Genomic DNA, 21,947 nt, shown 5'->3' with positions numbered 1-21,947 from the left:
AAGTTGTCGAAAAAAATTGTTCGAGAATTGTTTAAGCGACTCTTTCAAAAGCATGCTTCAATTTAAGCTGCTTAATAAGACCTTATGTTTCTCTTAAATTACATTTGAGTTTAAAAATATTTTTATCACAAATTCTCCGTCAACTCGCCATGATGCTCACGCAACAAACGCAGCATATCCAGTAGAAAACTATCTTCGTTGCCCTTCTGCCAGGCAATGCTCAATGGCAATCCTTTAATCTGCTCCGGCAGATCCAGCGCAATATAGCTAACGCTGTCGCTGTTCATGGTGCGATACGAGGCGGGCACCACCGCCAATCCCAGCCCCGCAGCAACCAGGCTCAGGATGGTTTGTTTCTCTTCGGCAAACTGCGCGATGTGCGGCGTGAATCCCGCCAGTTTAAACAGGCTCATGGTGAGATCGTGACTGTGCGGGCGTGTGCGCCGGTCTGGAATGATCATCGCTTCGTGTTGAAAATCAGCCACCGCCACCCGTTCACGAGCCGCCAGCGCATGCTGAATCGGCACCGCCAGCACGCAGCTTTCGCGCGTGATAAAGCGCACCGCTAATGACGCATCAATACTTTGCGGCTCGCGAATAAAAATCATATCCAGCCAACCCGACTTTAATTTCGGAATTAAATTAATGGTTTTGTCTTCAATAATATGAATATCGCTGTGCGGATGCAGCGGAACAAATAAATTAAGTAACGCCGGAACTAACCCACGCGCGGCACTATCAATCGCACCAATACGTAATGTGCGGCGTTCATCTTTTAATCCCACTTTAAAACGTTTCGCCAGCGCATCAAATTGATCGATTAATTTGCTGGCGTCGTCAAAAAAGAGCGCGCCTTCGGCAGTTAATGAAACATTACGCGTCGATCGATTTAACAGACGCACGCCGAGGTCCTCTTCCAGTAAACGAATGAAGCGAGAAAGTGACGCAGGCATCATTTCCATCTTTTGTGCGGCGCGGCCAAAATGCAGTTCTTTACCGACCGCAATAAAGCAACGCAATTGATTTATATCCACATTCCCCTCACCCGCTGATTATGCAAATAGTTTATATAATCCACATCTGATGATAAGCCAAAGCAAAACTGCATACTGAACTCGATTACAAAAAAATAACACCACCCTACACAATCTGGAGCACTTTAATATGAACTCTCACCTCGAAAAAAGGGTGATGCGTAAAGTGACGTTACGCATTGTGCCCTTCATCATGCTGCTCTACTTCATCGCTTTTCTCGATCGCGTCAATATTGGTTTTGCTGCATTAACTATGAATCAGGATTTAGGTTTCTCGCCCACGGTATTTGGCTTTGGCGCTGGAATCTTTTTCCTCGGTTATTTTCTGTTTGAAGTACCGTCGAATTTAATTCTGCATAAAGTCGGCGCCCGCATCTGGATTGCGCGCGTCATGATCACATGGGGATTGGTTTCCGGCTGCATGGCATTTGTGCAGGGCACCACCAGCTTCTACCTGCTGCGCTTTCTGCTTGGCGTGGCAGAAGCCGGTTTCTTCCCCGGCATCATCCTCTATCTCAGCTACTGGTTCCCGGCGGCAAAACGTGCGCAGGTCACCGCCATCTTTATGGCTGCGGCCCCACTTTCCACTGCGTTAGGTTCGCCCATTTCCGCCGCATTACTGGAGATGCATGGCCTGCTTGGCTACGCCGGTTGGCAATGGATGTTTGTGCTGGAAGCGATACCGGCACTGATATTCGGCATCGTGGTGCTGTTTTACCTCACCGATCGCCCGGCGAAAGCCAAGTGGCTCACCGATGAAGAACGGGCGTGGCTGGAAAAGACCATGCAGGCCGAAGAACAGGCGCGCGCGGCCAATCAAAGCCACAGCAGCGCCTGGCGCGGACTGGCCGATAAGCGTGTGTTAGCGCTGGCGCTGGTCTATTTCGGCACATCCGCAGGCTTGTACACGTTGGGCATTTGGTCACCGCAAATCATCCGCAGCTTCGGCGCGTCCTCAATAGAAATTGGTTTCCTCAACGCCTTCCCGGCGGTACTGGGCGTGATCGGCATGATTCTGTGGGCGCGCCATTCGGACCGCACCAAAGAGCGCAGCTGGCATGTTATCGGTGCCTGTTTGCTGGCGGCTGCCGGACTGATTTATGCCGGGAACGTCAGCACGCTGTTTACGGTGATTATCGCCCTGACGCTGGTCACCGTCGGCATCAGCGCCTCCAAACCGCCGCTGTGGAGCATGCCGACGCTGTTCCTGAGCGGTCCCGCGGCGGCCGCGGGCATCGCCACCATCAACTCTATCGGCAACCTTGGCGGTTTTGTCGGCCCGATGATGATTGGCGTGATCCGTCAGCAAACGGGCAGCTATACGTGGGGACTCTATTTTGTTGCCGGGCTGCTGGTGCTATCGGCGATTGTAGTTCTGATTCTCTCTGCCCGCGGCAAAACACCGCATCCCGCAGAGCTTGCTCATCCTCATACACATTGACCTAACTGGAGAAACATCATGCGTAACTACTCAATTGCCGCGATTCCTGCGGATGGTATTGGCCCGGAAGTGATCTCTGCTGGCGTTGCCGTGCTGCACGCCTTGACGCGCCGCGATCCGCAGCTGACGTTTACGGTGCAAACCTTTGACTGGGGCTCGGATTACTACAAGCAACACGGCGTAATGATGCCGGAAGATGGCCTGCAAACGCTGAAGACGTTTGATGCGATTTACTTTGGTGCGGTCGGCGCGCCCGACGTGCCGGATCACATCACGCTGTGGGGTTTGCGTTTGCCAATTTGTCAGGGCTTTGACCAGTACGCCAACGTGCGTCCGACCAAAATTCTGCCGGGCGTCACCTCGCCGCTGCGCAATCGCGGCCCCGGCGATCTCGACTGGGTGATTGTGCGGGAAAACTCAGAAGGCGAATATTCCGGTAATGGTGGGCGCGCGCATCGTGGTTTGCCGGAAGAAGTCGGCACCGAAGTGGCGATCTTCACCCGCGTTGGCGTGACGCGCATAATGCGTTATGCCTTCAAACTGGCGCAGTCACGCCCACGCAAGCTGCTGACGGTGGTGACCAAATCCAACGCCCAGCGTCACGGCATGGTGATGTGGGATGAGATTGCCGCCGAAGTGGCGCAGGAGTTCCCGGATGTGCAGTGGGACAAAATGCTGGTGGATGCGATGACGCATCGCATGACGCTGCATCCGCAGAGCCTCGATACCATTGTCGCCACCAATCTGCACGCCGATATTTTGTCGGATCTGGCCGGAGCGCTGGCGGGCAGTTTGGGCGTGGCGCCCACCGCCAATATCGATCCTGAACGTCGCTTCCCGTCGATGTTCGAACCGATTCACGGCTCGGCGTTTGATATCACCGGCAAAGGCATCGCCAACCCGATCGCCACGTTCTGGACGGCGGTGCAGATGCTGGAGCATCTCGGCGAGCGGGATGCTGCGGCGCTGATTATGCAAGGTATTGAATATGTCTGCGCTCAGGGCATTTTGACACCGGATGTCGGCGGCACGGCGAATACCGCTGAGGTAACGCGTGCGGTGGTGGAGTTTATTGAGGCAAAAGCTACTGTGGCAGAAGCCATCTGATTTTATCCAGTGCGCATCCTGTCATCGCACATTGCTTAGCGGCGCGATTTATCGCGCAATGAATTGCGCCGCTACGACTCATGCATTCTGTGATTTTGATTTGCACCTGCTGCGCTTTTCATTAAAAGTCTTTGCATCCTTCTGTTTTCGCAGGACCTCGCATGATCGACTCAGGCAGAGAAGCCCGACCGAATTCCCATCGCACCCTGCTGTTAGCGTTGTTGGTTGCCGTGACCTTCTTTATGGAAAACCTCGATGCCACGGTGATCACCACCGCGATTCCGCAGATGGCGCGCGACTTCGCCTCCAGCCCGGTAGCGCTGAACATTGGCGTCAGCGCGTATTTACTGGCGGTGGCGGTGTTCATTCCGATGAGCGGCTGGCTGGCGGAGCGCTTTGGCGCGCGCACGATATTCGCCAGCGCCATCCTGATTTTCACCCTCGCCTCGATCCTTTGCGGCTTGAGCGACACGCTGCCGACGTTCACGCTGAGTCGCATTCTGCAAGGGATTGGCGGCGCGATGATGGTGCCGGTCGGTCGCATGGTAGTGCTGCGCGTCACGGAGAAAAAGGACATGGTGAAGACCATCGCCTTTATTACCTGGCCGGGTTTGATTGCGCCGGTGCTTGGCCCGCCGCTGGGCGGATTGATTGTTACTTACGGGCATTGGCCGTGGATTTTCTGGCTCAATATTCCGCTCGGCATCCTCGCCATTATCGCCACCGCTTATCTGGTGCCGCAGTTTAAAAGCGAACAGCGGCGGCCGTTTGATGTGCGCGGCTTTGTGCTTACCGCCACCGCCTGCACCTCATTAATTATCGCGCTGGAAGCGCTGGGACAGATGCATCTCAGTTTTGGCATTCCGTTGCTGCTGCTGGGCATGCTGTGCAGCTGGCTGGCGTATCGCCACAGCTTCCGCCATGCGCAGCCGCTGCTGCCGTTTAGCGCGATGAAAATTGCCACCTTCCGTAATGCGGTGATTGGCGGCTCGTTGTTCCGCGCCTCGATCAACGCGGTGCCCTATTTGCTGCCGTTGCTGTTTCAGCTTGGCTTTGGCTGGAGCGCGGCGCAGGCCGGTGCGATGGTGCTGTGGGTATTTGCCGGAAACCTGGCGATGAAGCCAGCGACAACCTGGTTGATGAAGCGCTGGGGCTTTCGTCGCGTGCTGATGTTCAATGGCATGATCAGCCTTGCGGCGATGCTCGGCTGCTTGCTGCTCAATCCGTCGCTGGGCTACTTCGCGATTGCCGCGATTCTGTTTGTTGGCGGGCTGTCGCGCTCGCTGCAGTTCAGCTGCTACAACAGCCTGGGCTTCGCCGATGTGCCGCAAAACAAGATGAGCGATGCCTCGGTGGTGTTCAGCATCTTCTTCCAGTTCAGCATGAGCGCGGGTATTGCGCTGGCGGCGCTGTTCCTGCGCGCATCCATGTTGTGGCAGGAGCATAGCGAAATTGCGCAAAGCGATATTCATATCGCCTTCGCCGGTGTGGCGCTGTTGGTGCTGCTGTCGCTGTTTGACGTAATGCGACTGGAGAAAAACGCCGGTGCGCAGGTGCTGGTAAAATAATCCCAACGCACTATTTATGGTTAAAAAGCAGAAATAGTGCGCTTCGCTTAAAATAATCCCTTTTTTATTAGCATTTATATTTATTAAACCCCTTTTAAGATTATGGCTAATGATCTGGTCGCCACTCTCTGTTTGAGAAATAAATAAAAGCATCAGGAATGTTAATTTATTTCATCACGTTGGAAGAGAAAAAAGTTATAAGCGCAGCGGTCAATTATTTTCTCTCACCCATTAATCGCGAAGCTTTAATTATCTTTTTTGCCAAATCAAATTATTTTAAGTATGTAAAATAACTTAACGATTTCAACCATCTTAGGATAATTCCTAATTGCAATTGGTTGTACGTTTGGCTTTTAGGGCTAACCTTAAGTAGCAAATGAAATATGCGTTATCCCCTTTATCTGAGGTATTCATTATGACAACACCACGTGGCGGTTCTGGCAATTTTGCCATGGACCCGGAAAGAGCCCGCGAAGCGGGTAAAAAAGGCGGCCAATTAAGCGGCGGCAATTTTCGTAATAATCCAGAGCGTGCGATTGAAGCGGGACGAAAAGGCGGTAAAAAAAGCCGTCGAGTCGTCGATAAATCTCCCGCATAACGGCCGGTAATTCGGCAACAGCCGCAATCTCCTTTTATTTATTTGTCAGGAAAATATTATGAGCCACAACAGCGAAGAGCACTTTCTCGATTGGGTAAAAGATGCCCATGCCATGGAAAAACAGGCTGAAAGCATGCTGGAAAAAATGGCCTCGCGCCTTGAACACTATCCCGACCTTAAACTGCGTATCGAACAGCATATTGTTGAGACCCGTGAACATCAGACGCTGGTGCAGAGCGTGATCGATCGCTACTCCACTTCTCAATCGGTATTGAAAGATCTCGCCGGCAAAATCTCCGCTTTCGGTCAGTCGATTGGCGGCGTGATGGTGGAAGATGAAGTGGTGAAAGGCGCGATCAGCGGCCACGTGTTTGAGCACCTTGAGATTGCCAGCTACACCTCACTGATTGCGGCGGCGCAGCATCTCAACGATCACGAAAGTGCCGATATCTTCTCGCGCATCCGCGAGCAGGAAATCGCCATGGCCGACTGGACCTTGACGCATTTGCCGGACGTGACCGAACAGTATTTGATTCGCTCCGCTACGCCAGGCGTGGAAGCTAAGAAGTAGCTCCGGCACGATTCTTCCATTTTTCGCAACAATGACTTCGCTAACCCGGCTATTCTGCCGCTAAATTGTCTGTGCGAACCTTATGGCAAGGCTCGGGATTATCCCGAGCAACACCTAAGGAACCGCAACATGAAACTCTATCACTTCCCGCTTTCTGGTCATGCTCACCGCGCACGTCTGTTCCTGTCGCTGCTGGATTTACCGCATGAAGTCATCGATGTTGATCTCAAATCTGGCGAAAACAAAACGCCGGAATTCCTCGCCATGAATCCGTTTGGTCAGGTGCCGGTGCTGGAAGATGACGGCGTGTTTATTGCCGATTCCAACGCCATTCTGGTCTATCTGGCGAAGAAAAGCGGTCGCAGCGAATGGTTGCCGGAAGATGCGCAGGGCGCGGCGGCGGTACAGCGCTGGCTCACCGTGGCAGCCGGTGATATCGCCTTTGGTCCAGCCGCGGCGCGTTTGATTACCGTGTTTGGCCGCCCGTTCAATCCTGAAGAGGTGATTGCCCGCGCGCATCTGGTGCTGTCACGCATTGAGCAGCATCTTGAAGGCCGTGAATGGCTGGTTGGCGATCGCCCGACTATTGCCGACGTTGCGCAGTACAGCTATATCGTGGGTGCGCCAGAAGGCAATGTCGATCTCTCCGGCTATCCGGCGGTGAACGCGCTGTTGCGTCGCATCGAAGCGCTGCCGGGCTTTGTGCCCTTCCCTCAAACTGCGGCTGGCCTGCGCAGCATCGCCTGAGTCCACCATCATGAGCAAGAAACTACCGGTTTGGCATCAGGGTGAAATTGCGCTTCAGCAACAGGCGGGTGTGGCGGAGCGCATGGCGGACGTCGGCCAGCGCGTGATCCGCGATCACATGCCCGATCAACACCGCGACTTCTACGCGCAGCTGCCGTTTATTGTGGCGGGCAGCGTGGATGCGCACGGCGATGCGTGGGCCACGCTGCTGGAAGGCCAACCCGGTTTTATCTTCTCGCCGAATGCCACCACGCTGGATATCGAGGCGCGTCCGCATCAAGGCGATCCCGCGGCGGCGGGCATGCAGGATGGCGCGCCGATTGGGCTGCTGGGCATCGAACTGCATACGCGGCGACGTAACCGCATGAACGGCGTGCTGCAGGCGATTGGCGCTGGTTTTCGCGTGCAGGTGGAACAGAGTTTTGGCAACTGCCCGCGCTATATCCAGCTGCGTGACTTTCACTTTGCACATCCTCCCGCCGAACCTTATCGCGGTGAGGTGGAAACCCTGAGCGCGCTGGATGATGCCGCGCGCGCCAGCATCGGCGCGGCGGATACCTTTTACGTCGCCAGCTATGCCGAACGCCAGGTTGATGCCTCGCATCGCGGTGGTAAACCGGGTTTCGTGCGCGTCAGTGAAGATGGCCTGCTGACCATTCCCGACTTCAACGGCAATCTGTTTTTCTCCACGCTGGGCAACATTCACCAGAATGGCAAAGCGGGATTGCTGTTTGTTGATTACGCCAGCGGCGACACGCTGCAACTGAGCGGCGATGCCGAAGTGATTCTCGACTCGCCCGAGATCGCCGCCTTTCAGGGTGCCGAGCGGCTGTGGACGTTTCGTGCGCGCCGTATCGTGCGTCGTCGTGCCGCCCTCGCCTTACGCTGGTTAACGCCGCCGGATGGCGTCGCACCCAGTTCGCTGATGACCGGCGACTGGCAAGCCGCCGCCGAACGCCTGCGTGCAGCAGATCTGGCTTCGCGCTGGCGTCCGTTCAAGGTGATTAAGGTGGTGGATGAGAGCGCCACGATCCGCTCGTTTCATTTAGTGCCGGATGATGGCGCGGGTCTGTTGCCGCATCTGGCCGGTCAACATCTGCCGATTCGCCTGCAGTTGCCCGGTACGGATAAGCCGCTGATGCGCGCCTACACGCTTTCGGTCGCGCCATCGGAGAATTTTTACCGCATCAGCGTCAAGCGCGATGGCGCGGTTTCGCGTTACCTGCACGATCATCTCCACACCGGAGATACGCTGGAAGCGCGTGCGCCGGCGGGTGATTTTACTCTCGACGCCAGCGAACCGCGTCCGGCGGTGCTGCTTGCCGCTGGCGTGGGCATCACGCCGATGCTGGCGATGCTGCGACATCTGATATACGAAGGAGTGCGCAAACAGCGCCTGCGCCCTACGTTTCTGTTCCAGTCGGCGCGCAGCAAAGCCGAGCGCCCTTTTGTGCGCGAACTCGACCAGTTGCTGGCGGCGGCGCACGGCGCGGTGAAACTGGTGCGCGTGCTAAGCCAGACGGCGGATGCAGAACCGGATGTTGATTACGATTTTGCCGGCCGCATCGATATGGCGCTGCTCTCGCGGGTGCTGCCGTTTAACGATTACGACTTCTATCTGTGCGGTCCGCCGCAATTTACCCAGGCGCTGTACGACGGGCTGCGCGCCTTGAATATCGCCGACGATCGCATTCACGCCGAAGCCTTTGGGCCATCGTCGCTGCAGCGCACCAACGATATTGTTAAAGAAGCAAAACCGCTGTTGCCGATAGCAACCCAATCGGTGCCGGTGAAGTTCATGGATTCACTGAAAGAGGCGCGTTGGACGCCGGATACCGGTTCGCTGCTTGAGCTGGCTGAAGCGCGTGGCCTGAGCCCAGCGTACAGCTGTCGCGCCGGACATTGCGGCAGCTGTAAAACCAAACTGCTGCAAGGCGCGGTGACTTACCCAACGCCACCGAGCGCGCAAGTGGCGGATGATGAAGTGCTGATCTGCTGCGCGCGGCCGGCGCAGCAGGAGGATGAGGTGCAGGCGATTCAGCTGGCGCTGTGAGATTTATCACGCTTTGTTTTTGTAGATCTCAGGCCGGGTAATCGTCCACGCGTAATTCGGCTGGTTAACCGGTTGATAGCCAAACTTTTCATACAGCCACGGCGCCGTGCTGGTGAACAGCGTAATTCTGCGCAGCCGCGCAAAAACCGGATGCGCATGAATGCACGCCATCAACCAGCGTGCCAGGCCGTTTCCCTGATACGCGTCGAGCACGTAAACATCGCACAGATAAGCGAAGGTGGCGTAATCCGTGATTAACCGCGCAAAGCCAATCTGTTCGCCCTGATGGTAAAGACCAAAGTTAAGACTGTTTTGTATCGAAGCATTGACCGTCTCTTCATCAATGCCTGCTGCCCATGTCGAAGTGGTGAGATAACGGTGTATGGCGGCGAGGTCCAGTTTATTTTCGTCCGTGCTGATCAAATAACCCTCTTTGTTCCACTCTTCTACGACGAACTCACTCATCTCTGCGGCCTACGTTAATTTTGTTGGGGTGTGAAAGAATTTATGAAGGATTGTTGTGGGCGACAAGCGATTCTTTATTTGGACATAGCTGCTGTGGTAAGGCTGATTTCTGGAGTTAACCTTTTTACAGGCTTATCAATAATTCAATTGGCAGTGCTGATTTTATCAAACAAATTTTAGAGATAAATACTTATATCCAACTGTTTTATATTAAATAAAAAAAATAAAAACTACGCCATTCAAAAAAAACATTAGTTCAAAACGTTAGATCAACCCATAAGAATCCCTAACAATTTTTGGCACTATATTCCATTCATTGTTACTATCACCCACGGTTATTACATGGTTAATGAGGGAACGATGGCATTGAATGGAACACTTATTCTGAACGGCGCGGATTACGCACCATTAAACATCTATGGCGTCGGCGTTTTCATGGCGTTTTCTGGTAACGGCGCTTATCGAAATCGAGGTGGATGCGGCGCAGTTTCGGGTGACGGCCCATTGCCACCCGGGAAATACTGGGTTGTCGACCGCGGCGCGGGTGGTTTCTTTGGTAAGCGAAAGGCGGAATTACAGGACGCCTGGAACAAGTACACGAAAGGCGTGGCCTTTGGCCGAAGTGAATGGTTTGCACTCTATCGGGAGGATGCAGCCATTGACGACGAGACATGGTATGAGGGCGTGCGCCGCGAACTGTTCCGGCTTCATCCGGGAACCGTGTCAGAAGGTTGCATCACCATTCCCCACAACTCCGATTATGCGCGTATCCGCCAGGCGTTTATGAACACATTAATGGTGCCCGTGCCAGGCAAGCCTTCGCTGATGGCCCGAGGATTAATTGAGGTTGTAGCCAATGGCTCAAACACTTGCCCGTAGGGTCGCAAAATGCGTTTTCTTCATACTAATAACGCTGGCTGTGGGCAGATCGCTCGGTGGCGCTGAAACCTACATCTCACAGAATTTCGCACGAAAGGTTGCCGTGTTAATAAGCGGCGAATCCAACATTGAAACTCTCTACGACGCCTATTTCTACATTGATGTAGTCACCGTGGTGCCCATTGCCACGGCTGTTTACTTAATAACCATGAAGTTAATCAAAAAAATAAGGAGCAAGTAAAATGCCAATCCCTCCGTATATGTGGCTTAAAGATGATGGTGGCGCAGATATTCGAGGATCTGTCGATGTTCACGGCCGTGAAGGCAGCATTGAAATTATCGGCATGAGCCACGGCATTAACCTGCCAGTAGACGGATCTAACGGTAGGATCACCGGTACGCGCCAGCATTCATCAATGATGATTGAGAAAGAAGTGGATAGCTCCACGCCTTATCTGTACAAGGCAGCAGCCACCGGGCAGACGCTAAAAAGCGCTGAACTTCGCTTCTATAACATTAGCGATGCTGGCCAGGAGGTTTGCTATTACATAGTGCTGATGGAAAACGTGAAAGTCACCGGCGTTAACTGCGGCGTGGCAAATGTGAAGCTTGCAGGCAATGACAAACTAAACCATACGGAAAGCGTCAGTTTGCAGTATGAAAAAATCACGTGGCGAATTGTGGATGGCAACATCCAGTACACGGATGCATGGAACGAGCGTCCAACCGCTTAGAACAACCTTTCCTGCTTTTGAGATACTGAGACTCAATCACCGCATCGAGCCGTAATCGTCGCAAGGTTGTATGAAGAGTGATGAAACCCAGAAAAGCAAAAACCCAGCCATAAGCTGGGTTTTCAGAATGTTGGTGCCCGGACGCGGAATCGAACCACGGACACGGGGATTTTCAATCCCCGTGTGTAAGTGTTAATTTTTTCCGCTTTGATTGTTGTGAAATTGCTTATCTCACCTGAATAAACTTCAGGTGTTATAAATGCATTTAAAATCAGATGATTACAAATCACTTGGTGCCAGACCGAAAGTGATTCCAGTTGTTTCAACTAAAGGTGGCGAGGGTAAATCAACCCAGGCCGCAAATCTCGGCGGTTTTCTCGCGGATGCGGGCATCAAAACCCTCATTATCGACGGGGATCACGCTCAGCCAACTGCCAGCAGTATCTATCCCTTAGCATATGAAGCGCCTTGCGGTCTCTATGAGCTGCTCATGCAGACTGCAGACCTCTCACGGCCAGAAAACATAATTTCCCGCACCGAGATCGATAATCTGGACGTCATTGTCTCCAATGATCCCCGCAACCTTTTACCTACCTACATGCTCAATGTTGCCGACGGGCGCGTGCGCCTGCGGAATGCGCTGGCGAATCCAGTATTCAGCAGGTATGACGTCATCCTGATAGATTCACAGGGTTCACGTTCGGTGATGTCGGAACTGATTATTCTTGCCGCTACCGGTGAAATGATCGGCATGGTAAAGCCCGTTCTGCCCGATGTCCGCGAATTCATGCGCGGCACAGTTGCTCTTATGGAAGAGCTCCTTCCTTATCTGGCCTTTGGTATCAAACTCCCGCAGATACGCATGCTGGTTAACTGTATGGATTATACGGTGCTGGCCAAAACCACCGTTGAGCATGCTGAAGCCATCATTTCAGGCGGTGATTACAGTCAGCATTCGGACAAAATAGTTATTGAGATGCTTCAGACCAGAATCTATGACCTGGATATCTATAAACATGGTCATGCAGCAGGGCAGCCAGTTCACAGACTCGAGAAGAAAACCAGCCGTAAAAGTGATTCGGCCTTTGATTCCATGCACAACCTTGCATGCGAACTTTTTCCCGAATGGAAAGAGAAGTTTGACGAGCTTGCAGCAGAAGGGGGGCGTAAAGATGACCTCTAATCGCAGAAATATCCCCGGTCTGTTTTCTCTTGATGCTGAACAGTCTGTCATCGGTGGCCTGATGCTGGATAACGATCGCTGGGATGAAGTAGCAATCCGCCTCAGCGCCAGTGATTTCTTCCATAAGGTTCATAAAGCCATCTTTCAGGAAATGACGCGTCTGGTGGCGGCCAGTAAGCCCATAGACCTCGTGACGCTGGCTGAAAGTATTGAAAACCGTGGTAAAGATGCCCTTGACCAACTCGGTGGCTTTGCCTACCTGGCAGAGCTCGCTAAGAATACGCCCAGCGCGGCAAATATCGTTGCGTACTGTGACATCGTGGCAAAATACAGTCAGGGTCGTCAGTTAGCCGCAATTGGTACAGAAATCACTGAATCGGTAAAAAAACCGGGTGCTGATATTGAAAGGGTAATGGAAATTGCCGAGCAGAAAATCACCCGACTTGCCGAGCGAACTGAACCTGAACAGGCAGTTACTCTCATTGATGGTATGGAAAAGCTGCTGGTTGAGCTGGAGCGCCGGTGCAATGTCCCTGACGGTATTACCGGTACGCCTACAGGTTTTGAAGACTTCGATGCTATGACCAGCGGTCTTCAGGCTGGCGACTTAGTGCTTATAGCGGCACGTCCATCGATGGGTAAAACGGCGTTGCTAATAAGTTTGCTGATTAATTCCTTAATGAAAAAAAAGGAGTCAAACGGGCAGTTTTACAGTCTTGAACAGCCTACAGAACAGATCCTGATGCGCATGGTTGCTTCACTGGGCAGCATAGACCTGACGCACCTCAAGAGTGGGTTAATGGATGATGAAGACTGGGCGCGAGTGTCAAACGCTTATGGGCTATTAACAGGGGACCTCAAAGATCGCCTCATCATTGATGACACCGGTTCACTGACGCCCGCGATGCTTCGTATTCGCGCCAGACGCAACGCGCGGCGCTATGGTCATCCATCGATTATCGGTCTTGATTACCTGCAGCTGATGCGCTGCCCGGATCAGGAAAACCGCACGCAGGAAATTGCAGAAATATCGCGTTCTCTGAAAGCGCTGGCCAAAGAAATGGACTGCCCTGTTGTCGCGCTGTCACAACTGAACCGACAGCTTGAGAGCCGCGCAGATAAACGTCCGAATAATGGTGATCTTCGCGATTCCGGGGCTCTTGAACAGGACGCTGACGTCATCGTTTTTATCTACCGTGATGAGGTCTACCACGAAAACACGGATGATAAAGGCGTCGCTGAAATCATCATCAGCAAACAACGCCAGGGGCCTACAGGCACAATTCGCCTGCAATATGAAGGTCGTTTCACCCGATTTTCTGACCTGACGGCCAGCGCAGGGAGGACAGCAGCATGAGTAACGTTCGTAACCTGAACATCGGTGCTGCCATGCTGCAACGGGGTAAATCGCCTTCTCAGATCACTGACCCAATGGATGCCGCTTCGTTGCCGGTCAGCGAAATGGCAATGGTACTGACTCTGGATCAGCTGCGCCCGAATCCGGACAACCCCCGTAAAGGCCGCAATCCGCGTTATGAAGAAATCAAAGCCTCCGTGCGTGCTCGCGGGCTGGATTCCATTCCAAAAGTGACCCGCGATCCTCAGGGGGAAGACGTTTACATCTTCAGCGACGGCGGCAACACCCGATATCAGATTCTCTGTGAGTTATGGCAGGAAACCGGCGATGAACGTTTCTATCGCATACACACCATTTTTAAACCGTGGCCCGGGCGACTGAAATGTCTTGTCGGACATTTGGCTGAAAACGACGTCAGGGGAGATCTGAGCTTCATTGACAAAGCATTTGGGATTCACAATGCGAGAATTATTCAGGAAGAGCAGCTGGGAAGGCCTGTTTCACTTCGTGAGTTGTCTGAACTCCTGAACGATGAAGGCTATCCTGTTCACGCATCCAGTATCAGCCGGATGGAGGATACACTCAAATATCTTCATCCGCACATGCCTGACCTTCTGGAAAGAGGACTCAGTCGTGGGCAGGCCCTCCCCATCCTCAACCTCAGAATTCTGGCTGAGAAAGTATGGACTAAATATGACGTATCCGATGATTCGACAGATGAATTTGAGCGGGTATTTGGTGAAGCGTGCAAGAATTTTAATGATCCTGACAGCTTCTCCTTTGATCACCTGCGCGATGAATTAATAGGTCTCCTGGTTAAAGCTCTGCCCCATCCGAGCCTCAATTATGATCGATGGCTGATTGAGCTTGACCCCCGTGAACAGAAGCGCCGTGAGCAGTTTGGTGAGCCGCCACCGCTGCCGGCAATGTCGCCACCACAGGAAAGAGCGACAGGCCGGGAATCCCCGACGTCTAATGTCACTGTTCTGCCTCCGGATACAGATTCCGAAACCCCGGTAACGGGCCTGCGCAGCGGCACCCTGATCACACGCGGTCGTCCCGAGCCAGCTCCGGAACTGCACGCAGGCGCTGAACTACCTGTAAACGCACTGGTAACCGCCGGCAGTGAACCGCGTCGCGAAGTCCAGGATGACCTTTTTGGCGGCCGGCCGGTCATTACCGGTGAAACGGCTGGTACGGACAGCATTTCTCTTACTGATTTCAGTCAGAGCACACTGTTATCAGCAATTGGTGAGGAAAATGACCCTCTGCCGGCGTCAGTCAGCTCAGTCTCCTTCGCTGCTACCGGCCTTGAGCCCGTCAGCGATATCTGGCACATCCCGGCACTCCAGGATGATATCGAGCATCTGCAGGATATGGCCTACCGGCTTGTCTTCGAGATTGCTGAGGCGATGGGCTGTGCGGACAACGTGCGGGAGGATAAACACCCTCAGTCATCAGGCTTTGCCGTCTCCGAAACCGGCAGCGAATTTGTCCTCTTCCTGGCAGGCCTGTCCGGCTCACTCCCCAACAAACAGTTCAATATGTTTATGTTCTGTCTGAATTTCTTTGGTACTCAATCTCCGGCTGACGTGGCCGTATTCGACGATGTTACGGTTGTGAAAACAATGCGTCTTATCCGCATTATCCGCCGTCTGCGTGAGCTGCAGCGACTTGCTGCAAAGGGAGGGGAAAATGTCTGATGATCTGAACGATGAACTGGCGCAAGCCAGTACGGCTCTGTTCACCCAGCGCGGCATAGATGCAATCCGGGCGCAGGTGCACTCTGTAAAACCGTCAAAAGCGTTCTGCGAATGCTGCGGAGCAGACATACCGGTCGCTCGCCAGCAGGCTGTGCCGGGCGTGGAATTCTGTGCTGGCTGTCAGGATGTCAAAGAGAAACAGGACCGTCACCGTGCTACCGGGAGCAGGGGGATGCGCTATGTCGGATAACGCAAAAGTCACAGCCCGTATCCGCCGCCTGATGGCGCTGGGCACGCGCAACAGTAATCCTCATGAAGCCGCCCGTGCGGTTGCACTGGCCCAGCGGCTTATGCAGCGTCATGGTATGACGCCAGACATGCTTTCTCTCAGTGGCATCACCGAGTCAGTTTGCCTGAGCCTGACCAGCAATGCAGATAAAGTGCCAGCCTGGCTGAGCTCTCTGGCAACAGTGGTCTGCATGGCCACAGGATGTCGCTGCTGGTTTGGCTGGCATGTTCATGTCAGTTCACAGGGAACCAGCAGCGTTCGCCGTTCACTTCACTTTTATGGCTTCAGCGAACGACCCGAGGTGGCGCTCTACATCTATACCGTTCTGCAGCGCCAGCTGCGCGCCGCGTCTGAAACGCACATGGAACAGTATCGTACCCGTCGAATGCTGCTGCGTACGCGCCGTCGTCGTGCAGATCAGTTCAGGGAGGGCTGGGTATCCGGCGTCTGGCAGGTGCTGCGTTCATTTGCGCCCTCTGAGGAGGAAAATACCGTACTTCAGCGCTGGCTGACAAAGCGCCATGCCGGAGACGCACTGGCCGACTTGACTGTTCGTGAGGCGGGAAGCTGCCGCGGTGACAGCGCTGCCCGGATGGCCGGTTTTCTCGCCGGCCGGGATGCCGACCTTCATCATGGCCTCAGTGGTGAACAGGCTCCCCGGCAGATTTCAGCAGGGGGAGGCTCTCATGACTGATGTTTTTTTATGGTGTGCCTGCCTGTCGGGCTGGCTTTTTGATGTTCTGCTCGTCGCCGACCAGGCGATTTCAGGAGGTGGCCTGTGAGCCAGCATAACTTTTCTAATCTCTCTCAGGCTACCACGGCCATTCTTTCCGCACTGCTGATGGACATCAAAAACGGCAATATCCGCCGCTGCGAGTCACTGGGTATGTCCGTTGAAGAGATCCGTGCGCTAAGTCACCTTAGTCTTGACGAACTGCACTACCTCAGCCAGTCACACGTTTCCGTGCTAGATGTCTCCCTCAATCATGAAAATTTCTGGCTAATGCTGAATCAGGCCCGGAACGAGCAGAAGCGGTTCATGATGATTGACCGTGCACTTGAACTCGGCGGCTCAATGGAGCTTATCGACCGGTACTTTGGCCTGTCACCCTCAGAAGTGAGTGCACGCCGCCGTCTGATGGGCATCGAGTCCCGGCAGGGGCGAACTCAGGCCCTGACAGAGCCTCAGGACGCAGCGCTCTGGATCGAATGGAAAGCCTCAGGTCTGACATCTCCTGATTCCCATCAGGCGCTTGAGGCGATGATGCTCGCGGCGGAGCAGTTGGGTCTTTCCCTGACAGCAGTCTGGAGCCGCGTATGTCAGTTGTGCCGGGAGGCGGGTACCACTGCCCGCACTGCGCCCGCACAAATACGTAAGGAGGCGTGATGGAACTGGAAGATTTTTCTCCTCGTCAGCAGGTTTCCCCGGCGGTACGCCGCCGGGCGCAAAAGTTATTCCATGCACTTTGCTGCGGCCAGAAAGTGTTCCGCCGGCTGGCCATGAACGGATATCTCAAGATAGATGTTGGACCGTTCTGGCGCATCCTGAGCAAGGACGGTGGCCGGCAGTGGTGGCTGATGGATCATGAGACATACAACCGTGAAATACGCCGGTAACGGATTGCCGCTGATGACCACACTGTGCCGGGTTTATCCCGGCACAGTGCTGTCTCAGGCAGAAGAGGAGAGCATAAAATGACCATTCCCGCCGACAGTATCGTGGCGCATACGCTTGGCAGAATGCAGCAGAATCTTGAGCGGCGCGCTGATAACGGCGATGTAAGCCAGGAACGCAGCGGGCTGCTATTTATGGGAAACGTGCACGATGCGTTCCCGCGCAGGCTGTTTCTTGATACGCGTCTGTCACCGCTGGATAAAACCGCCTGGGTGATGATCAGGCTTTATGCGCAGCAGAATGAGGGAGCCATCTTTCCGACCTATGACGAGCTACAGGTTCAGCTGGCCTCCGCGCATTCCGAAAAATCCTCACGCGATACGGTGAGCCGCGTTCTACTGATGCTGCGCCTGACCGGCTGGCTCAGTCTGTGTAAGCGGGTGCGTGATGACCGTGGCCGCGTGAGGGGCAATATCTACGCGCAGCATGATGAGCCGCTGGGTTACCGTGACGCCGAAACCTTTGACCCGGGCTGGCTGACGCTTGTTGAAGAGAGCTGCCAGAATCGTAATAAAGCGGTCCGGATGACGGCGCTGGCCGTGGTGAATGATATCCTGCAGGACCCCGGGATGCGTCATCGCCACAGTCGCCTGGCCCTTATCGAAAGTCGCCTGAGCGCGCCGTCCACTCCTCAGCAGATGGTCTGCAATCGCCAGGCTGTGACCCGCAGTCCGGATTCCGGACTCAGTCAGAAAAGTGCAAAGAATCAACCAGATCCACTGAGTCCGGAAAACGGACTCAGTAATTCATTAATGGAGAAAACGCCGAGTCCGGAATCCGGACTCAGCCTGAAATCAATGACTTACACCGGAGTCCGAAATCCGGACTGTAACGTACGTTCTTTCACACAGAGTGTGAATAAAAAAACGTACGTACCGGGTGGAGAGCATTTTTTGCCTGAAGACTTTGTTAACGGGCTGAACAGTGAGGATCGACAGATGCTCACCACCCAGATGACCTCACTGCCGGAAGCGCTAGCGAAGGCGCTGGCTGACATGCTGCGCGAACAACTGCGACTTGGCAGGCTTAATAACCCGGTTGGCTGGTTGTTCACGATGCTGCGACGTGCCCGTTGCGGTGAGCTGAATTTGCATGAAACCGCAGTACATGGCAGTTCCGGCAGCAACAATTCCAGTACAACCGTCCCGCGTGCTGTACCAGCAGCCAGTCTGCCTGTAAAGCCTGCGAGCCGGCCTTCTAGGGAGGATGTCAGGGCGATGATTGAAAGCATACGCCAGAGTGTTAGCAAATAATTAGACGGTTGAAGCTTCAGCTTACCTCCATCCGGTAAGACACTTGCAGCTGACACAATCTACCCTGCGGTAATAAACGAGCAGTATTGCGGGATGCAACAGTGGCTAAAAAACAAGTAGCGTTGCGGGGCGCAACAGTGGTTAAAAAACAAGCAGTGTTGCGGGGCGCAACAGCGGCTAAAAAGTAAGCAGTGTTGCGGGGCGCAATCAAATCAAAATCTAACCCGCCGTTAATTTCTTATCCGTAATTATGAGTTTCACATTGTTGGGAATACATCTGATTCAGGACTATGCCAGCTCTTCTTAACTGAATACAGGTGACGATAACGATGGCAGATAAACAGGTAACAAAGACAGGTTCTCTTCAGTCTGAAATGACAATTGCCCTCCATACCAATTATGCAATTGGTTTGTGGCTGGGGCGCAAACGGGAGAAGCCGGAGGGAGACGCGCCTGCGAAACACGGCATTATCGGAATGCCTCAGTTCTTCGCGCGCGCAACACAAATTAACCAGGATTCGCTGAGTAACAATCCCTGGGCTGATGAAGCTATGTACCGTCTGGAAGAAAAGCTGAAATCTGCATCTGAAACGATGTCCGGGCTTATCAGTAAGCTGGATGAAGATATGAGTGCGCTCCCACAGGGCGTAACATTGACGGAAGTTTCTTCGGCAGAGCCACTGGATATTCATGTTTATACGCGTACTCCGCTGGGCTACCGGTGCGTGTTTCTGCTGGTAGGATTTGACCAATTTGCCAAAAAGGTGCTTCAGGCATCGCATTATGGACTGATCACGCGAAATGACCGGGACAGTTATCTCAGTGAAGGAGGACGGCTGCTGCGTCAGATTTACGGGACTGTTTTATCTTACCGTAGGGTGGATGCAACACGCCTGGATGCAGCAGAAAACAATGCTGTCTGGCAGAAGGCCTGCCAGGATGCAGGTTAGCCCGATCGTGCCGTTCTGCTCGGCGAAAAGCGCTCAGCCTTTTCACCGCCGGTGAATGAAGCGAGCGTAAATTTGCTGCGCATGCGTTATCAGTCAGTCTGACTCACAGGAGGGTGGCTATGCGCCTTTATATCTGTGAAAAGCCCTCTCAGGGGCGCGATCTGGCAGAGGTAGTCGGCGCCACCCGTCGCGGCGATGGGTTTCTGTCAGGCAGTGGCGTCACCGTCACCTGGGCTGTAGGCCACCTGCTGGAAACCGCCCCGCCGGAGGCCTATGGTCAGCAGTATGGTAAGCCCTGGTCGCTCTCTGCGCTTCCCATCCTGCCGGCCCCCTGGCAGGTCGTTGTTAAGAAGGAGACGCAGGATCAGTTTAAAGTCATTGAGCGGCTGCTGCGTCAGGTTGACGACGTGGTGATTGCCACTGATGCTGATCGTGAGGGTGAAGTCATCGCGCGCGAGCTGCTGGATTACTGCCGCTGGGAAGGCCCGGTGCAGCGGCTCTGGCTCTCCGCTCTGGATGAAATCAGCATCCGCGCAGCACTTAAGGACCTTCGCCCCGGCCAAGCCACGCTCGGGATGTATCACGCCGGTCTCGGGCGAGCCCGGGCCGACTGGCTGATAGGCATGAACCTCTCCCGTCTTTATACCCTGCGTGCAGCCGAGGCAGGCTTCGATGGCGTTGTCTCTGTAGGTCGTGTGCAGACACCGACGCTGGCGCTGGTTGTTCGCCGGGACCGGGAAATCGCCTCTTTCGTGCCCAGGCCTTACTGGCAGGTTAAAGCGATTATTTCGGCCGGCGGCATCACTTTTCCGGCGCAGTGGGTGCCGGCGAAGGTGTATACCGACGAAGAAAAGCGCTGTGTTCACCAGAACATCGCGCAGCAGGTGGCTCAGCTCTGCCGTCAGACGGGGCACGCAGTAGTGACAGAATGTGACACTAAGCGCGAAAAATCCGCCGCACCGCTGGCTTTTTCGCTGGGCACCCTGCAGCAGGCCTGTGGCAGAATGTGGGATATGTCACCCCAGCAGGTGCTTGATACCGCGCAGAGCCTGTATGAAAAGCACAAGGCAACCACTTACCCCCGCACCGACTGCGGTTACCTGCCTGAATCCATGCGGGAAGAGATTTCCGGTGTGCTCGATGCCATTGGCCGTACCGATCCGGAATGTGCACCGGTGCTGGCAGGCCTCGACATGGAATTTGTCTCGCGCATCTGGAACGACAAAAAAATAACGGCACACCACGGCATTATCCCCACGCGCAATGCGTTTCAGTTGTCCGCGCTGTCGGAGGCGGAACGTAACGTCTATCTGCTCATCCGCCGTAACTACCTGGCGCAGTTCCTGCCCCTACATGAGTCCGATATCACCCGACTGCAGTTCGATATTGGCGGGCAGCTGTTCCGCAGCACCGGACGAACAGAGGTGATAAAGGGCTGGAAGGTCCTGTTTGAACAAGACCGGGATAATGATGTTGATGAGGACGATGAAGCAGACGCTGCCCTGCCGCCGCTCAGCCGTAGTGACCGCTGTGCGGTGACCGGTGCTGAGGTGGCGCAGCTGATGACCCGTCCGCCGGCACACTATACGTTTGCCACCCTGATTGGAGCTATGATGAATGCGGCCGCTTTTGTTACGGACGTTGCGCTGCGTAAAGTGCTTAAAGACAATGCGGGGCTGGGCACCGAAGCCACCAGAGCAGGCATCGTTGAGCAGCTGCTGAACCGGCGTTTCATTGTGCGTAAAGGCAGCAAAATAATGGCGACCGAACTGGGAACCGATGTGATCGATGCCCTGCCGCCCCAGCTGACCGAGCCGGGCATGACCGCGCTCTGGGAACAGGCTCTGGATGAAGTTGCCGCCGGCCGTATGTCGCTGGACGACTTTCTGCAGCGCCAGGCCGGCTGGACGCGCAACCTGGTCAGCCACGGGGCTCAGCAGCAGGTCCGTATCCGGGTTCCGCCCACGCCAGCCTGCCCGATGTGCGGAGGGAAAACCCGCCTACGCAAAGGGGACAGGGGGGAGTTCTGGAGCTGCCAGCGCTACCCTGGGTGCAAAGGCGTCATCAACATCAGCGGCAGCAAAAACAAGCGTTCCCGGAAACCTAAGTCTGCTGAATCAAAGAAGAATTAATCCGTCGTCTCCGATTGCGGGCCGTCAGGGGCTTTGCTATTGTGGCACCGGCTCTGAAGCCGCACCCCGTGACTGCGGGTTTCGTCAGCATCTAATGCATGTGCTGACGGAATACAGTCTGACCGGCCCTGTCCACACCTGAACGGGAGCCGGTAAGGCACGAAAACTCCGTGAAACCCGTGCCGGGAACTGAACACGCCAGCGGAGC

Annotated in this window: 21 protein-coding genes and 1 pseudogene; 20 read left to right on the top strand and 2 right to left on the bottom strand. The window is 54.4% G+C overall.

From position 1 onward, the window contains the following. Window positions 1-125: 125 nt before the first annotated feature. Window positions 126-1,034: a LysR family transcriptional regulator gene (locus tag Q3H59_RS03700; RefSeq protein WP_192412091.1), complete on the bottom strand. Its 909-nt coding sequence runs from the start codon at window positions 1,032-1,034 to the stop codon at window positions 126-128. A 130-nt stretch (window positions 1,035-1,164) separates the two neighbouring features. Here Q3H59_RS03700 and Q3H59_RS03695 point away from each other — a divergent pair, with 130 nt between their 5' ends. The 7 genes from Q3H59_RS03695 to Q3H59_RS03665 all read left to right on the top strand — a co-directional run bounded on the left by Q3H59_RS03695 (window position 1,165) and on the right by Q3H59_RS03665 (window position 9,119). After that, entirely contained in the window at window positions 1,165-2,475 is a 1,311-nt protein-coding gene (locus Q3H59_RS03695) for an MFS transporter (protein WP_101761864.1), read from the top strand. 18 nt (window positions 2,476-2,493) lie between these two features. Beyond that, window positions 2,494-3,582, top strand: a complete 1,089-nt coding sequence (locus Q3H59_RS03690; RefSeq protein ID WP_192412092.1) for a tartrate dehydrogenase — start codon at window positions 2,494-2,496, stop codon at window positions 3,580-3,582. A gap of 161 nt (window positions 3,583-3,743) precedes the next feature. Further along, a complete protein-coding gene (locus Q3H59_RS03685) occupies window positions 3,744-5,150 on the top strand; it encodes an MFS transporter (protein WP_309833298.1) in 1,407 nt (468 codons plus the stop codon). A 415-nt stretch (window positions 5,151-5,565) separates the two neighbouring features. Then, window positions 5,566-5,748 carry a general stress protein gene (locus Q3H59_RS03680; RefSeq protein WP_110867269.1) on the top strand — a complete coding sequence of 61 codons (183 nt, stop codon included), beginning with the start codon at window positions 5,566-5,568 and terminating at the stop codon, window positions 5,746-5,748. A gap of 58 nt (window positions 5,749-5,806) precedes the next feature. Next, window positions 5,807-6,319, top strand: a complete 513-nt coding sequence (locus tag Q3H59_RS03675; RefSeq protein WP_137386456.1) for a ferritin-like domain-containing protein — start codon at window positions 5,807-5,809, stop codon at window positions 6,317-6,319. A 129-nt stretch (window positions 6,320-6,448) separates the two neighbouring features. Beyond that, on the top strand, window positions 6,449-7,066 hold the full coding sequence (locus tag Q3H59_RS03670) for a glutathione S-transferase family protein (protein ID WP_192236345.1): 618 nt from the start codon (window positions 6,449-6,451) through the stop codon (window positions 7,064-7,066). Window positions 7,067-7,076: 10 nt separating this feature from the next. After that, on the top strand, window positions 7,077-9,119 hold the full coding sequence (locus Q3H59_RS03665) for a pyridoxamine 5'-phosphate oxidase family protein (protein WP_192412094.1): 2,043 nt from the start codon (window positions 7,077-7,079) through the stop codon (window positions 9,117-9,119). Between the two features lie 6 nt (window positions 9,120-9,125). On the opposite strand, the gene Q3H59_RS03660 is transcribed toward Q3H59_RS03665, so the two are convergent. Then, complete coding sequence (locus Q3H59_RS03660; protein WP_192412095.1) at window positions 9,126-9,584, bottom strand: GNAT family N-acetyltransferase; 459 nt, start codon at window positions 9,582-9,584, stop codon at window positions 9,126-9,128. A gap of 360 nt (window positions 9,585-9,944) precedes the next feature. Here Q3H59_RS03660 and Q3H59_RS03655 point away from each other — a divergent pair, with 360 nt between their 5' ends. The 13 genes and pseudogenes from Q3H59_RS03655 (at window position 9,945) to Q3H59_RS03595 (ending at window position 21,739) form a co-directional block, all read left to right on the top strand. Then, window positions 9,945-10,463: a DUF2778 domain-containing protein gene (locus tag Q3H59_RS03655; RefSeq protein ID WP_222185473.1), complete on the top strand. Its 519-nt coding sequence runs from the start codon at window positions 9,945-9,947 to the stop codon at window positions 10,461-10,463. Then, window positions 10,441-10,704, top strand: a complete 264-nt coding sequence (locus tag Q3H59_RS03650; protein WP_309833287.1) for a hypothetical protein — start codon at window positions 10,441-10,443, stop codon at window positions 10,702-10,704. Before Q3H59_RS03655 ends, Q3H59_RS03650 begins: the two co-directional genes overlap by 23 nt. Before the next feature lies 1 nt (window position 10,705). Further along, the gene (locus Q3H59_RS03645) at window positions 10,706-11,197 is read left to right on the top strand and encodes a type VI secretion system tube protein TssD (RefSeq protein WP_309833285.1); all 492 of its coding nucleotides are present in this window, start codon (window positions 10,706-10,708) and stop codon (window positions 11,195-11,197) included. 259 nt (window positions 11,198-11,456) lie between these two features. Next, on the top strand, window positions 11,457-12,380 hold the full coding sequence (locus Q3H59_RS03640) for a ParA family protein (RefSeq protein WP_309833283.1): 924 nt from the start codon (window positions 11,457-11,459) through the stop codon (window positions 12,378-12,380). Beyond that, entirely contained in the window at window positions 12,370-13,737 is a 1,368-nt protein-coding gene (dnaB-PI, locus tag Q3H59_RS03635; RefSeq protein WP_267411405.1) for an SPI-7-type island replicative DNA helicase, read from the top strand. The genes Q3H59_RS03640 and dnaB-PI overlap by 11 nt, the downstream gene beginning before the upstream one ends. Beyond that, window positions 13,734-15,440 (top strand): ParB family protein, encoded by a 1,707-nt coding sequence (locus Q3H59_RS03630; protein ID WP_309833280.1) that lies wholly within the window; start codon window positions 13,734-13,736, stop codon window positions 15,438-15,440. The genes dnaB-PI and Q3H59_RS03630 overlap by 4 nt, the downstream gene beginning before the upstream one ends. Further along, window positions 15,433-15,690 carry a TraR/DksA C4-type zinc finger protein gene (locus tag Q3H59_RS03625; RefSeq protein ID WP_309833278.1) on the top strand — a complete coding sequence of 86 codons (258 nt, stop codon included), beginning with the start codon at window positions 15,433-15,435 and terminating at the stop codon, window positions 15,688-15,690. The genes Q3H59_RS03630 and Q3H59_RS03625 overlap by 8 nt, the downstream gene beginning before the upstream one ends. After that, a complete protein-coding gene (locus Q3H59_RS03620; protein WP_309833277.1) occupies window positions 15,680-16,423 on the top strand; it encodes a DUF2786 domain-containing protein in 744 nt (247 codons plus the stop codon). The genes Q3H59_RS03625 and Q3H59_RS03620 overlap by 11 nt, the downstream gene beginning before the upstream one ends. Before the next feature lie 84 nt (window positions 16,424-16,507). After that, on the top strand, window positions 16,508-17,116 hold the full coding sequence (locus tag Q3H59_RS03615) for a DUF2857 domain-containing protein (RefSeq protein ID WP_309833275.1): 609 nt from the start codon (window positions 16,508-16,510) through the stop codon (window positions 17,114-17,116). Then, window positions 17,116-17,346, top strand: coding sequence for a hypothetical protein (locus tag Q3H59_RS03610; RefSeq protein WP_058770063.1), 231 nt, complete (start codon window positions 17,116-17,118; stop codon window positions 17,344-17,346). Before Q3H59_RS03615 ends, Q3H59_RS03610 begins: the two co-directional genes overlap by 1 nt. Window positions 17,347-17,424: 78 nt before the next feature. After that, window positions 17,425-18,657 (top strand): STY4528 family pathogenicity island replication protein, encoded by a 1,233-nt coding sequence (locus Q3H59_RS03605; RefSeq protein ID WP_309833273.1) that lies wholly within the window; start codon window positions 17,425-17,427, stop codon window positions 18,655-18,657. A gap of 329 nt (window positions 18,658-18,986) precedes the next feature. Next, a pseudogene (locus tag Q3H59_RS03600) lies at window positions 18,987-19,709 on the top strand (PFL_4669 family integrating conjugative element protein). A 17-nt stretch (window positions 19,710-19,726) separates the two neighbouring features. Continuing rightward, window positions 19,727-21,739: a DNA topoisomerase III gene (locus Q3H59_RS03595; RefSeq protein ID WP_309833271.1), complete on the top strand. Its 2,013-nt coding sequence runs from the start codon at window positions 19,727-19,729 to the stop codon at window positions 21,737-21,739. Window positions 21,740-21,947 lie beyond the last annotated feature (208 nt).

The sequence above is a fragment of the Pantoea sp. SORGH_AS_0659 genome (genome assembly GCF_031453915.1).
GTDB lineage: Bacteria > Pseudomonadota > Gammaproteobacteria > Enterobacterales > Enterobacteriaceae > Pantoea > Pantoea leporis.
The sequence above is the reverse complement of the archived record's forward strand: the minus strand, read 5'-3'. Positions and strand labels throughout refer to the sequence as shown.